Origin of the sequence: Nocardia sp. CA-129566 (genome assembly GCF_050956075.1) — a bacterium.
Lineage (GTDB): Bacteria > Actinomycetota > Actinomycetes > Mycobacteriales > Mycobacteriaceae > Nocardia.
In genome coordinates this window covers 6,181,756-6,194,015 of record NZ_CP192085.1, presented here as the reverse complement: position 1 = coordinate 6,194,015, position 12,260 = coordinate 6,181,756, and the positions used below count along the sequence as shown (strand labels likewise).

The following is a 12,260-nucleotide window of genomic DNA, read 5'->3' as shown; positions in this document are numbered from 1 at the left end:
CGAATGGAGCAAGCATGAGCACAGAGCAGATCGCCGATCGGATCCGGTTCGCCTACTGGGTGCCGAATGTCAGCGGTGGACTGGTCACCAGCGAAATCGAGCAGCGCACCGGCTGGGACTTCGAATACAACAAGAAGCTGGCGCGGACCGCGGAGAACAACGGCTTCGACTACGCGCTGTCGCAGGTCCGCTACACCGCGTCCTATGGCGCGGAGTACCAGCACGAGTCCACTTCGTTCAGTCTCGCGCTGCTCGGTGCGACCGAGCGGCTGAAGGTGATCGCCGCGGTGCATCCCGGGCTCTGGCATCCGGCCGTACTGGCCAAATTCGGTGCCACCGCTGACCATCTGTCCAATGGTCGCTTCGCCATCAATGTCGTATCCGGCTGGTTCGCAGGGGAATTCACCGCGCTCGGTGAGCCGTGGCTGGAACACGATGAACGCTACCGACGCAGCGCCGAATTCCTCGAGGTGATCCGCAAGATCTGGACCGAGGACAATGTGAACTACGGCGGTGACTTCTACCGCATCCGCGATTTCACGCTGAAGCCCAAGCCGCTGAACACCCCCGAGCGGCCGAATCCCGAACTGTTCCAAGGCGGTAACTCGACGGCGGCGCGCCGCAATGGTGGCCGCTATGCCGATTGGTACTTCTCCAACGGCAAAGACTTCGACGGTGTCACCGAACAATTGGACGATCTGCGCGGTATCGCGCAGGCGAACCACCGTGCGGTCAAATTCGGGTTGAACGGGTTCATTATCGCCCGCGATACCGAGAAAGAGGCGCACGACACCCTGCGCGAGATCATCGAGAAGGCGAACAAGCCCGCGGTGGAGGGCTTCCGGGACGCGGTGCAACAGGCCGGTGCGTCCACCAGGGACCGCAAGGGGATGTGGGCGGATTCGACAGTCGAAGATCTGGTGCAGTACAACGACGGATTTCGCACCGAGCTCATCGGTACGCCCGAACAGGTCGCCGAACGCATCGTGGCCTACCGGGAACTCGGTGTGGACCTGATCCTCGCCGGGTTCCTGCACTTCCAGGAGGAGGTCGAGTACTTCGGTGCGAAGGTGCTGCCGCTGGTCCGGGAACTGGAGGCCGCGCGTACGCCCGCCGGGGTCGGGCACCGATGACCGCGATCGCCGCCGACCGCATCGAATCCGCGACCCAGGCGTATTCTGTTGCTGCGCAATTGGCGTCGGAGTTCGCCGCCGGGGCCGCGGCACGTGATCTCGGGCGAGAGTTGCCATTCGCCGAGGTGGATCGACTCGCGGCGAGTGGGTTGCTCGCGATCACGGTGCCCGCGGCATTCGGGGGAGCGGATCTGCCGCCGAGCGCGGTCGCGGAGGTGGTGCGCGTGCTGGCGGCCGCCGACCCGAATATCGCGCAGATTCCGCACAGCCACTTCGTTTATCTGAACCTATTGCGGTTGGCGGGTTCCGGGGATCAGCAGCTGCGCTATTTCGGTCAGGTGCTGGCCGGTGCCCGGATCGCCAATGCGCAGTCCGAGCGTGGCGGTGCGACCGTTGCCGATATCGCCACGAAGGTGCGGCCGCTCGACAACCGGTTCCGCATCGATGGCATAAAGTTCTACTGTACGGGTTCACTTTTCGCGGATCTGCTCGCTGTGCTCACCCGGCTCGATGATCCCGAGCAGCGCAGTGGCCTGGCACCGGGGGAGTACATCGCCTATCTACCGGCCGCTACCCCCGGTGTGCGAATCATCGACGACTGGAACGGCATCGGGCAGCGCACGACCGGCAGCGGGACCATCGAATTCGAGAACGTCGTCGTGGAGCGGGATCAGTTGATCGCTCGTTCGGCGGCGGTGCACGCGCCGACCGGATACGGTGCCTACGCGCAATTGCTGCACGCCGCGATCGACACCGGTATCGCCCGTGGTGCGCTCACCGCGGCAACGGAATTCGTGCGGACATCGAGTCGTCCATGGTTCGAGTCGGGAGTTGCCAGGGCCGTGGACGATCCGCTGCTGATCCAGCGCTTCGGTGAGTTGTCCGTCGCGGTGAGTGCCGCCGAGGCCACGCTGACCGCCGCCGGTGTGGCCGTCGACGCCGCGGTTGGTGCGGCCGAATTCGTCGCTTCCGCATCGCTGGCCGTCGCCACCGCGAAGGTGCTCGCCGATCGCGCGGCCAACGAGGTATCGGCCGCGCTGTTCGAGGTGGGCGGAACACGCAGTGCCGCTGCGGATCTGAACCTGCATCACTACTGGCGCAATGCCCGCACGCATACCCTGCACGATCCGGTGCGGTGGAAGTATCAGCACATCGGCAGGGCATTGCTGCACGACACCGCGCCACCGCTGCACGGCGTGATCTGAGCTGAGCGAGAAGAGGATACGGAAGTGACAGTTACCGTCGTTGTCGGCAATCCGAAGCCCGCCTCCCGTACGCTGACCGCGGCAACGCTGGTCGCCGAGGGTTTGCGCCCGGACGTAACACCAGAGGTGATCGATCTGGTCTCCTTCGGCGCTGGCCTGCTGTCCTGGGGTGACCCGGATGTCGCCGGCGCCGTGCGCACGGTGGCCGCTTCGGATCTGGTGGTCTTCGCCAGTCCGACCTTCAAGGCCACCTACACCGGACTTTTGAAGCTGTTCCTCGAACAGTTCGAAGGCGGTACCGGCCTGGCCGATGTCGTGGCGGTGCCGCTCATGCTCGGCGCGGGCCCGACCCACGCCCTCGCGCCGGACCTGCTGCTCAAGCCGGTGCTGGTCGAACTCGGGGCGACGGCCGCATTGCCCGGTCTCTACCTATCGGACCGGACATTTCAGGAAGACGGCGCGATCGAGCGCTACACCACCCGCTGGCGGCCCGTCGCCGCGGCACTGAGTTCGAAGGCGGCCGACCGTGTATGAGCTATTCGAGTTTCCGTCCGATGGCGCCGGACTGCGTCGCGTATTCGCCAGCTTTCCCAGCGGGGTTGTCGCGGTGTGCGCCGAAATCGAAGGCACACCCTACGGTTTGGCGGTGAGTACCTTCGTCCCGGTCTCGCTCGATCCGCCACTGGTGTCGTTCTGTGTGCAGAACAGTTCGGCGACCTGGCCGAAGCTGGATACCGCCACGCACCTCGGTCTGAGTCTGCTCGGCACCGATCAGGAGGATGCGGCTCGGGCACTGAGCAACCGCAACGGCAACCGCTTCCATAATGTGGATGTGCAACGCGGCGCGGCCGACGCGATCTTCATCGAGGGCGCGACGGCGTGGATCGAGGGCGCGGTCGAAGCCCGCATACCGGCGGGCGACCACACGGTGGTCATCCTGCGGATCAACCGCCTCGCGGCCCGGGCCGACGCCGAGCCACTGATCTTCCACGGCAGCAAATTCCGCAGCCTGCACCCGCATCGCGAGATCACCGAGATCGCCAGCTGAAGTTTGGGGTTGGATGCCCGTTTCGGCACTTCGGATTATCTCGCGAACGGTGTCGAAGTGTCTGAGCTGGTCCCACTGCGTGCGCGGATCTTCGTTTCCGAAATCGTCCGCGGATAGTGCCGTAGGACATGCCCGCGGCATAGGAAACACAGAGTCGGCCAGTGTCCAGCGCGGCCTTGTCGACAGTGCTGCCCGTGCCACCGGCAGCTGACCGGGATCCGTGGGTACGTGGCGCGGGCCCGATGGCGGGCCGAGGCTACGGCAACGGCACTGGTCCGAGGTGATCGCTACGCGGTGGCCTTGGTACGTCGAACTCACGGGCAATCGCGGTGTCGGGTCGTTGACTCAGTGCAGCGCTAGGTGCGGCTGGGGGCGGTGCCGCCGGGGAAGGTGGCTTGGCGAGCCGCGGCGTATTCGGCTTGGACCTTGTAGTAGCGGGTGTCCGGGCCGTGGGCGGCGTAGAAGACGAATCCTCGGGTGTCGGGGTCGGCGAATGGTGCGCCGTCGACGAAACGGTTCAGGACCGGGTCGAGGTGGGTCGGGAAGCTCGATGCGTCGCAGCGCACCGGGAAGCAAATCCGTTGCATGCGTGGGGATGTCCAGGAAAACGTGCGGTAGAGGTTGAACGTGCGTCCCAGGAGTTCGAGTTCGGCGTCGTCGGCCGGGGCGAAGTCGAGTTCGGCCAGAATTCCGGCGATATCCGCGGGAGCGAGGGTGCCCGGCGCGAAGACGTTCGAGTAGAGATTCGTCGTGCGTGCGTCGAAATCGACTGCCAGTATGCCGATTTGGCCGCCATATCGGGTCAGGTGCTCGGCGTTGGCGCGTGCCGAGTCGGGGATGCCGGAGAATCCGAGAATCTGTTCCACCTCGAGTAGTTCGGGGAATACCAGCCAGATCTTCTGCACACCGCCGGCGAGTGCGAGATCGACACCCGAGCGCACCGGCACGGCGGCCGATATCTCGGCGAGCAACTGCTCCATCGGATGTCCGGTGTAGGTGAGAAGTCCTGCGTTACGAAGTCTTTCGATCAGATCGGTGGGAGCGCCCGGATGCATCACCCGAGCGTTGACCTCGCGTTCGGGCACCGGATGCGTCGTTGTGCGCACACCGACGACGGAATTGGTCCACAGATCGGCGAGTGTGTCCAGCACCGGGTCCACGACCGCCGGGTCATAGCGGGCCTCGGCTAGGCGCGCATACTCCCGCAGGTCTGTCCGGAGCCGATCGAGTGTGAGTGTGGCGGATGCGGTCATGGCCTTCATCGTCCCGCAAATCGCTGGCTGACGTAGCGGTTTGACCCTGACGCTACGTCAGGCTCGACGATATCGCGGTGAGTGAAACCTACCCCGCATTCGATATCAGTCCGGTTCCCGTGCCCGCCCTCGACGCCGTGGCTCCGGAGCTGTTCCGCGGCCTGTACGGGATGCCGATGTTCGTCACGGTGCCGACGCCCGATCTGGCTGCGTCGGTGGACTTCTGGGTTCGCGGACTCGGCTTCTTCGACCTGTTCACCGTCCCCGGGCGGCTGACGCATCTGCGCCGCTGGGCGTTCCAGGATGTCCTGCTCGTGACGGACGAGCACCTGGCCGGGCCGACGGCGCTGAGCGTGAGCTTCGCGTGTGTGCTCGGTCAGCTCGACGAGATCGCGGCGGTGTGTGAGCGGGTGTTGCCCGGTTGTACGGCGGGGCCGCGGATGATGCCGTGGAACTCGGTGGAACTGGAGGTCCGCACACCGGACAACACCCGGGTGATCATGACGGCGGCGCGGCCGTACGACCCGAACAGCACCGAGGCCGCGTACCTGCGGTCCATCGGAATCGAAGGGCCGGGGAAATGAGGTCGGCGGCATCGCCCGGCGCGAATGTCAGACTGGACGATGTGAATCTCGATGACGCCGCTGGTCTCACCGTCGGTGCCGCCGCATCCCGGGCGGGTGTCACGATCCGGACGCTGCACCATTGGGATGCCATTGGGCTGGTCTGCCCGTCCGAGCGCACCGACGCCGGATACCGGCTCTATACGGACGCGGACCTCTCCCGGATCCAACGCGTGCTCACCTATCGTGAGCTGGGCCTACCTCTCGAGGACATCAAATCGCTGCTGGACGAACCGGCCGTCGACGCGACGGCATCGCTGCGTGCGCAGCGTGATTCGCTGCGCGAGCGCGCTGCCCGCCTGCATCAGATGGCGGACGCCATGGACCGCCTGATCGAGGCCAGGAAGTCCGGGATCCTGCTCTCGGCCGACGAGCAGGTCGAGATCTTCGGCGAGCACTGGCAACCCGGCTGGGCCGCGCAAGCACACGACCGCTGGGGTGACACCGACCAGTGGGCCCAGTACGCCGAACGCGCCGCGGGCAGAACCGCCGAACACTGGCAGCAGATCGCCGTCGACGTCGAGGCATTGAACGCGGATCTGGCCGCGGCCCATCGCACCGGAGTGCGCCCCGGAAGCGAGCGGGCCAACGCCTTGGCCGAGCGGCACCGCGCATCGATCGACACCTACTTCGACTGCACCCACTCGATGCACGTCTGCATAGCCCGGAAATACACCGCCGACCCCGAATTCGCCGCTTTCTACGATGCCATCGAGCCCGGACTGACCAGCTGGCTCCGCGACATCATCGACGCCAATGCCCGCGCCAAGGGGATCATTCCGGAATCAGCGACCTGGGTTTGACATTGGGCGATGCCATCGCCTGCTGCCCCGGCGACCGGACCAGCCCGACTGTGCACTAGAAAGCGGCGTCGAGTTGCCCGGTTTCGCGATAATCGTCGATCGGCGTGCCACGATGAGGTGACCAGACCACTCACAGGGAGGTGATGAAGTTGTCGGAGCATTCGGGAACCCGCGCCGATGATCCGTTCGGTGGTCGGCAGCCGACCAGTCACGAACGGATGACCGGACTGCCGTGGGATGCGTCGTACCACGACGGCCCAGCGCCGTGGGATATCGACCGGCCGCAGCCAGCGATAGTGCGTGTGGCATCCGCAGGTGGATTCACCGGAGCGGTGCTCGATGCGGGTTGCGGGACCGGTGAGAACGCTTTGTACGTCGCCTCGCTCGGCTTGTCGGTGCTGGGGGTTGATGTCGCTGAGACGGCACTGGTGAACGCTAGGCGCAATGCCGAGGACCGTGGGATCGAGGCCGAGTTCGCGGTGGCCGATGCGTTCGAGTTGGCGGGTTTGGGGCGCAGGTTCGACACGGTGCTGGACTGCGGACTGTTCCACACCTTCGACGAGGACGAGCGAGCACGATATGTGGCGAGTCTGATGTCGGTGACCGAGCACGGTGGAACCCTGTATGTGTTGTGCTTCAGCGATATTGGTCCCGATACCGGCCCGCATCCCGTCGGTCGGGAAGAGCTGAGTGCGGCGTTCGATTCCGGCGCAGGATGGCATGTCGCCTCGATCGAATCGGACCGGATTCAGACGCGGTACCACGACAATGGTGCACCGGCCTGGCTCGCGACCGTCGAACGGATCTAGACACGCCGGTGCGCGATTCCGTTGCGTCACTGACTCATTGGTGTCCATGAAGCATGCGACCTCGATTGCGTCAGTGTTGCCGGACCAGTCGCACGGTGATCCAGCAAACCTGAGCGAAATAGTTGGCGGCGGCGGCGCGATCTGCTGAATATGGCCACCGACACCATGAACCTCGCCGAGCGACGTCAAGCGATCCGCAGACTTGTCGCGCTCTGTCACGTAGTGAATCGGCTGGTGGAGCTCGCCGAGACCGAATCGTCCGAACCTTTGATCGCACAGGCTCACACCACGCGCCGGGTCCTACAGGATCTGGTGCTCGATATGGTCGCTGTCGACCGGCGTTCTCAGGTCTGAACCGGAATTATCGGTGCCGCACTGGAATCCAGCTCATCGCGTATCTTTCCCCAGGGGGTGCGCGCTCACCGCACAAGAGGCAGCGAACGGTTTGCTGGATGCGCCGTAATCGCCACCCCCTGTGCGGTGTTCGACACCGATGCGCTGGGAATCGTCAGAGACTACGACCGGGAACCGGGCAGGCATCGGCCGCCTCGGCGACCACCTGTGCTTCGCTGGACGCCGCCGGACGCTCGCCACGCTCCCAGCCCGCACCGGTCACGGGCTCGATCCCGGCCAGCGCAACGAGCTCGGGATTGTCGAAAACTCTTCCGCGACTGAGGAATCGGAACCCTTCGGGCGATTCCAAACTGAATCCGGAGCCGCGGCCCGGCACCACATCGAGGATGAGCTGAGTGTGCTGCCACGCCGCGAACTGTGGACCCGAAATCCACACCGGCGCACAGTCATCCGGCTCGGGCTCGGTCGTCGGCAGTTCATCGGCTCGCAGGCGCAGATCGAGCAGGCCGAGCAGCACATCGCGATCGCCGACCACGAATTCGCCTGCGGGGTAACACATCGGCGCCGAACCGTCGCAGCAGCCGCCGGACTGGTGCAGCATCAGCGGCCCGTGCTGCCCGCGGAGGCGACGGAGCAGATCCATCGCCGCCGCGGTGGCGCGCACGCGCCGGGGGACTGTGGCCATCAGAAGAAGCCTTGCGCCTTCGATGCGTAACCGACCAGCAGGTTCTTCGTCTGCTGGTAGTGGTCGAGCATCATGCGGTGGTTCTCGCGTCCGATGCCGGACTGCTTGTAGCCGCCGAATGCGGCGTGCGCGGGGTACTGGTGGTAGGTGTTGGTCCACACCCGACCGGCCTGGATATCACGCCCGGCCCGGTAGGCGACCGCGCCGTCGCGCGACCATACGCCAGCGCCGAGTCCGTAGAGCGTGTCGTTGGCGATCTTGATGGCATCGTCGTAGTCGGCGAACGAGGTCACCGAGACGACCGGACCGAAGATCTCCTCCTGGAAGATCCGCATCGAATTATTGCCCGCGAAAACCGTCGGCTGCACGTAGTAGCCGCCCGCCAGATCGCCGCCGAGGTCGGCGCGCTCGCCGCCGGTGAGCAGGGTGGCGCCCTCGGCCTTGCCGATCTCGATGTAGGACAGGATCTTTTCGAACTGATCGTTGCTGGCCTGCGCGCCGATCATGGTGTCGGTATCGAGCGGATCGCCCTGCCGCACGGCCTTGGTCCGCACCACGGCCGCGGCCAGGAATTCGTCGTAGATATCGGCCTGGATCAGCGCGCGCGACGGGCAGGTGCAGACCTCGCCCTGGTTGAGCGCGAACATGGTGAAACCTTCCAGGGCCTTATCCTGGTAGTCGTCATTCGCGGCGAGGACGTCGGAGAAGAAGATATTGGGGCTCTTGCCGCCGAGTTCCAGGGTGACCGGAATCAGATTCTGCGAGGCGTACTGCATGATCAGGCGGCCGGTGGTGGTCTCGCCGGTGAACGCGATCTTCTTGATCCGCGGGCTGGAGGCCAGCGGCTTGCCCGCCTCGACGCCGAAACCGTTGACGATATTGACCACGCCGGGCGGCAGCAGATCACCGATGAGGCCGATCAGGAACAGGATCGAGGCCGGAGTCTGCTCGGCGGGCTTGAGAACCACGGCATTACCGGCGGCGAGTGCGGGCGCGAGCTTCCAGGTGGCCATCAGGATCGGGAAGTTCCACGGAATGATCTGGCCGACAACGCCGAGCGGTTCGTGGAAGTGGTAGGCGACGGTATCGGCATCGATCTCCGACAGCGCACCCTCCTGGGCGCGGATCGCACCGGCGAAGTAGCGGAAGTGATCGATGGCCAGGGGGATATCGGCGGCCAGGGTTTCGCGGATCGGCTTGCCGTTGTCCCAGGTCTCCGCCAGGGCGATGGCATCGAGGTTTGCCTCGATCCGGTCGGCGATCTTATTGAGGATGACGGCGCGCTCGGCGACCGAGGTCTTACCCCATGCGGGTGCGGCGGCGTGCGCGGCATCGAGGGCGAGTTCGATGTCCTCGGCGGTGCCGCGCGCGACCTCGCAGAACGTTCGACCCGTGATCGGAGTGGGATTTTCGAAGTACTGCCCCTTGACGGGCGCGACCCATTCGCCGCCGATCCAGTTGTCGTAGCGGGCCTGGAACGACATGGCGGCGGCGGGTGTTCCTGGGCGGGCGAAGACGGTCATCGAATCTCCTCGATCTGCTGATTCAGGTGTGATCCGGAACACTATGAGTGTCCATGTTGCAGCACGGTTGCAACAAACTGGTCAGTTGCCCAATTTGCGATCGAGCAGTCGCAGCTGTGCTTCTACCTGGGCATACATCGAAGACCGGCGGTCGAGCGAGGACAGATAGGCGGTCCATGCCGCCAGGTCGTCGCGTCCGTCGACCGAACCGGTCCAGCGGGCCAGCAGGCGACGATCACCCGCCGTCACCAGGGCGGCGCGCAGGCGGCCGCGCAACTCGGCGCGCAGTTCACCGATGCCGGGTGCGAGTGAGCGGGGCAGGATCGGACCCGGATAGGCGCGCAATGCCGCCGACGTGTCGCCGCGGGCGAGTGCGCGTCGAACCTCGGCGACGTCGGTGTCGAGATCCAGCAGCAGCCGATAGGGACGGGAGCTGAGTCCGTTGGCGCCCAGCAGCTTTCGCACTCGCGACATTTCCGCCCGCACCGTCACCGGATCCAGCTCCGATTCGTCGAGCAGCATGGCGAGGTGGTCGGCGCTGAGGCCCTCGGGATATTCGGCCAGCAGCAATAGGATTTCGGCATGCCGCTGCGAGAGCCGGATCGGCTCGCCGCCGCGGGTCAGCGTCGGTCGGTTCGAGCCGAGCACCCGCAGGCGGGTCGCCGGGGGAGCGAGCGGTTGCGGCGAATCGAGCATGAGCAGCCGCAGTTCGGATTCCGCGGCCAGCACCGTCGCCCGGATCAGCGACAACACCTCCGGCGCTGCGACTCTCGGGCCGCCGGTGATATCGATGGCGCCGATGATCCGGCCGTCGCGCGGATTGTGCACGGGCGCGGCCGAACAACTCCAGTCGTGCACCACCCGGCTGAAATGTTCGGCCCCGAAAATCTGCACATGATGATCGAGGGCCAATGCGGTGCCCGGCGCATTGGTCCCGACCCGCTCCTCACTCCAATCGGCGCCCTCCACGAAATTCATTGCCAGCGCCCGATCTTTGACCTTCGAATCGCCCTCGACCCAGAGCAACCGGCCCCCGGCATCGCTGATCGCGACCAGCAGTCCGGCCTCGGCGGCGTCTTCGACCAGCAACTTCCGCACTATCGGCCGGATCAGCGCGGTGGGGTGGTTGGCCCGATAGCGCTGCAGTTCCAGATCGTCGATGCCCACCGCATCGCCGAGGCCATCCGGGTCCACGCCGCTCGTGCGGCTGCGCCGCCAGGAATCCAGGACCACCGGACGCACCGAATCGCCGTCGGGGCGCACGATCGGCAGACGGTCGACGCCTTCGAGGAAGCAGCGGTGCGCCGACGACATCCGCAGTGCCAACTGCGTGAGGTCGTCATCCGGTCGAACGGCCACCCAGGGATTGCCGTGCGCTGCTGTGCTCAATCGGTTCCCTTCGTATCTGCCCATAACCACTGTAATGCCGGTCACATGCGGTATGGCCAGAGATGGTGACTGCGACGGCACCGCGGTCCACGTACGCTGACTGCTGCTCTGAGCGGGCTGCACCGATGCGCGCCCGCTCACCGTTTCTGCTCATCGACTGGAGTTACGTCACTTGACCACGCCAGAGTCGGCAACGCACACCCGTTCCTACCCGGTCGCACACGGTTCACCGATCGATACCGACGGTCCCCGAATCGCGCTGTACTCAGAGGAATTCGCCGCGGACCCGCACGCCGCGTACCGCGATATGCGCGGTAGATACGGATCTCTGGTGCCGGTGGAACTGTCGCCGGGTGTGCCGGCCACCCTGGTGATCGGTTACTACACGGCGCTGCGCATCCTCAATGATCCCGATCATTTTCCGGCCGATTCACGGACCTGGCAGCAGAGCATTCCCGACGACTGCCCGATTCGGCCGATGCTCGAATGGCGTCCGGCCGCGATTCGCAGCACCGGCCTCGAGCACACCCGCTACCGCGAGGCGACCGTTGCCGGACTCGTCGAAATCGACCTGTTCGCTTTGCATTCCACGGTGGAGCAGATCGCCGTTCCGCTCATCAACGCCTTCTGCGAGGTCGGCACGGCGGATCTGGTCAGCCAGTACGCCTTCCCACTATCCTTCGCGGTGATCAACGCGATGCTGGGTTGCCCACCGGAAATCGGTCAGCGCGCCGCCGCGGGTATGGCCGCGCTGATCGAGGGCGTGGATGCCGCAGCGGGCAATAAGATGGTCGCCGATGCCATGTTCGACCTGGTCTGTCTCAAACGTGCAGAGCCGGGCGACGATATCGTCTCGCGGCTGCTGGCCCATCCGGCGCAGCTCGATGACGGTGAGATGATCCACCAGGTGCTCAGCTTCTATGGCGCGGGCATCGAACCGACTCAGAATCTGATCATCAATACGCTGCGGTTGATGGTGACCGATACTCGATTCGCGGGCGGCATTCTCGGCGGGAGCCTGTCCACCCGCGATGCGTTGGACGAGGTGCTGTTCACCGACCCACCCCTGTCGAATTACTGCGTCACCTTCCCGAAGCAGCCGATCCTGATCGATGGTGCGTGGCTGCCCGCACACCAGCCGGTGGTCATCAGCATGACCGGCTGCAATAACGATCCGGCGATCAATACCGGGGTGTACACCGACAATCGCTCACATTTGGCGTGGAGCGCCGGTCCGCACGCCTGTCCGGCCCGATCGGTCGCATCACTGATCGTCCAGGACGCGATCGATCAACTACTCGACGCACTCCCGGAAATGCGCCTTGCCGTTCCTGCCGAGGACCTGATCTGGCGCCCGGGCCCATTCCAGCGCGCCCTGGCTGCCCTGCCGGTCAGCTTCTCCAAAACCCCTCCGCTGCAAATCCTTTGAATCCGT

Annotated in this window: 13 protein-coding genes; 9 read left to right on the top strand and 4 right to left on the bottom strand. The window is 65.3% G+C overall.

Going from position 1 to position 12,260, the window contains the following annotated elements:
• The first annotated feature begins 14 nt into the window (after window positions 1–14).
• The 4 genes from sfnG to ACQP0C_RS27020 are packed head-to-tail and all read left to right on the top strand — an operon-like array spanning window position 15 to window position 3,386.
• Window positions 15–1,133: a dimethylsulfone monooxygenase SfnG gene (sfnG, locus tag ACQP0C_RS27035; protein WP_433724341.1), complete on the top strand. Its 1,119-nt coding sequence runs from the start codon at window positions 15–17 to the stop codon at window positions 1,131–1,133.
• On the top strand, window positions 1,130–2,338 hold the full coding sequence (locus tag ACQP0C_RS27030; RefSeq protein WP_433724339.1) for an SfnB family sulfur acquisition oxidoreductase: 1,209 nt from the start codon (window positions 1,130–1,132) through the stop codon (window positions 2,336–2,338). Before sfnG ends, ACQP0C_RS27030 begins: the two co-directional genes overlap by 4 nt.
• Before the next feature lie 24 nt (window positions 2,339–2,362).
• Window positions 2,363–2,872 (top strand): NADPH-dependent FMN reductase, encoded by a 510-nt coding sequence (locus tag ACQP0C_RS27025; protein ID WP_433724337.1) that lies wholly within the window; start codon window positions 2,363–2,365, stop codon window positions 2,870–2,872.
• Window positions 2,865–3,386 carry a flavin reductase family protein gene (locus ACQP0C_RS27020; protein ID WP_433724335.1) on the top strand — a complete coding sequence of 174 codons (522 nt, stop codon included), beginning with the start codon at window positions 2,865–2,867 and terminating at the stop codon, window positions 3,384–3,386. Before ACQP0C_RS27025 ends, ACQP0C_RS27020 begins: the two co-directional genes overlap by 8 nt.
• Window positions 3,387–3,742: 356 nt before the next feature.
• Here the strand turns inward: ACQP0C_RS27020 and ACQP0C_RS27015 are convergent, their stop codons facing one another.
• Window positions 3,743–4,639, bottom strand: coding sequence for an aromatic prenyltransferase (locus ACQP0C_RS27015; RefSeq protein WP_433724333.1), 897 nt, complete (start codon window positions 4,637–4,639; stop codon window positions 3,743–3,745).
• A gap of 77 nt (window positions 4,640–4,716) precedes the next feature.
• Between ACQP0C_RS27015 and ACQP0C_RS27010 the strand changes: the two genes are divergently transcribed.
• The 4 genes from ACQP0C_RS27010 to ACQP0C_RS26995 all read left to right on the top strand — a co-directional run bounded on the left by ACQP0C_RS27010 (window position 4,717) and on the right by ACQP0C_RS26995 (window position 7,228).
• Window positions 4,717–5,223, top strand: a complete 507-nt coding sequence (locus tag ACQP0C_RS27010) for a VOC family protein (protein WP_433724331.1) — start codon at window positions 4,717–4,719, stop codon at window positions 5,221–5,223.
• A 41-nt stretch (window positions 5,224–5,264) separates the two neighbouring features.
• Complete coding sequence (locus ACQP0C_RS27005; protein ID WP_433724329.1) at window positions 5,265–6,065, top strand: MerR family transcriptional regulator; 801 nt, start codon at window positions 5,265–5,267, stop codon at window positions 6,063–6,065.
• A 149-nt stretch (window positions 6,066–6,214) separates the two neighbouring features.
• The gene (locus ACQP0C_RS27000) at window positions 6,215–6,874 is read left to right on the top strand and encodes a class I SAM-dependent methyltransferase (protein ID WP_433724328.1); all 660 of its coding nucleotides are present in this window, start codon (window positions 6,215–6,217) and stop codon (window positions 6,872–6,874) included.
• Window positions 6,875–7,024: 150 nt separating this feature from the next.
• Window positions 7,025–7,228, top strand: coding sequence for a hypothetical protein (locus tag ACQP0C_RS26995; protein WP_433724326.1), 204 nt, complete (start codon window positions 7,025–7,027; stop codon window positions 7,226–7,228).
• Window positions 7,229–7,382: 154 nt separating this feature from the next.
• Here ACQP0C_RS26995 and ACQP0C_RS26990 read toward each other — a convergent pair whose 3' ends face one another.
• From ACQP0C_RS26990 to ACQP0C_RS26980, 3 genes are all read right to left on the bottom strand, one after another.
• The gene (locus ACQP0C_RS26990) at window positions 7,383–7,913 is read right to left on the bottom strand and encodes a DUF779 domain-containing protein (RefSeq protein ID WP_433724324.1); all 531 of its coding nucleotides are present in this window, start codon (window positions 7,911–7,913) and stop codon (window positions 7,383–7,385) included.
• Entirely contained in the window at window positions 7,913–9,436 is a 1,524-nt protein-coding gene (gene adh / locus ACQP0C_RS26985; RefSeq protein WP_433724322.1) for an aldehyde dehydrogenase, read from the bottom strand. Before adh ends, ACQP0C_RS26990 begins: the two co-directional genes overlap by 1 nt.
• A gap of 81 nt (window positions 9,437–9,517) precedes the next feature.
• Window positions 9,518–10,750: a transcriptional regulator gene (locus ACQP0C_RS26980; protein WP_433734665.1), complete on the bottom strand. Its 1,233-nt coding sequence runs from the start codon at window positions 10,748–10,750 to the stop codon at window positions 9,518–9,520.
• A 247-nt stretch (window positions 10,751–10,997) separates the two neighbouring features.
• Here ACQP0C_RS26980 and ACQP0C_RS26975 point away from each other — a divergent pair, with 247 nt between their 5' ends.
• The gene (locus ACQP0C_RS26975; protein ID WP_433724320.1) at window positions 10,998–12,254 is read left to right on the top strand and encodes a cytochrome P450; all 1,257 of its coding nucleotides are present in this window, start codon (window positions 10,998–11,000) and stop codon (window positions 12,252–12,254) included.
• Window positions 12,255–12,260 lie beyond the last annotated feature (6 nt).

Bases quoted from the DNA above. Each gene is read 5' to 3' on its own strand.
- sfnG (WP_433724341.1), top strand. From the start codon at position 15: ATGAGCACAGAGCAGATCGCCGATCGGATCCGGTTCGCCTACTGGGTG.
- ACQP0C_RS27030 (WP_433724339.1), top strand. From the start codon at position 1,130: ATGACCGCGATCGCCGCCGACCGCATCGAATCCGCGACCCAGGCGTAT.
- ACQP0C_RS27015 (WP_433724333.1), bottom strand. From the start codon at position 4,639: ATGACCGCATCCGCCACACTCACACTCGATCGGCTCCGGACAGACCTG.
- ACQP0C_RS26995 (WP_433724326.1), top strand. From the start codon at position 7,025: ATGGCCACCGACACCATGAACCTCGCCGAGCGACGTCAAGCGATCCGC.
- ACQP0C_RS26990 (WP_433724324.1), bottom strand. From the start codon at position 7,913: ATGGCCACAGTCCCCCGGCGCGTGCGCGCCACCGCGGCGGCGATGGAT.
- adh (WP_433724322.1), bottom strand. From the start codon at position 9,436: ATGACCGTCTTCGCCCGCCCAGGAACACCCGCCGCCGCCATGTCGTTC.
- ACQP0C_RS26980 (WP_433734665.1), bottom strand. From the start codon at position 10,750: ATGTCGTCGGCGCACCGCTGCTTCCTCGAAGGCGTCGACCGTCTGCCG.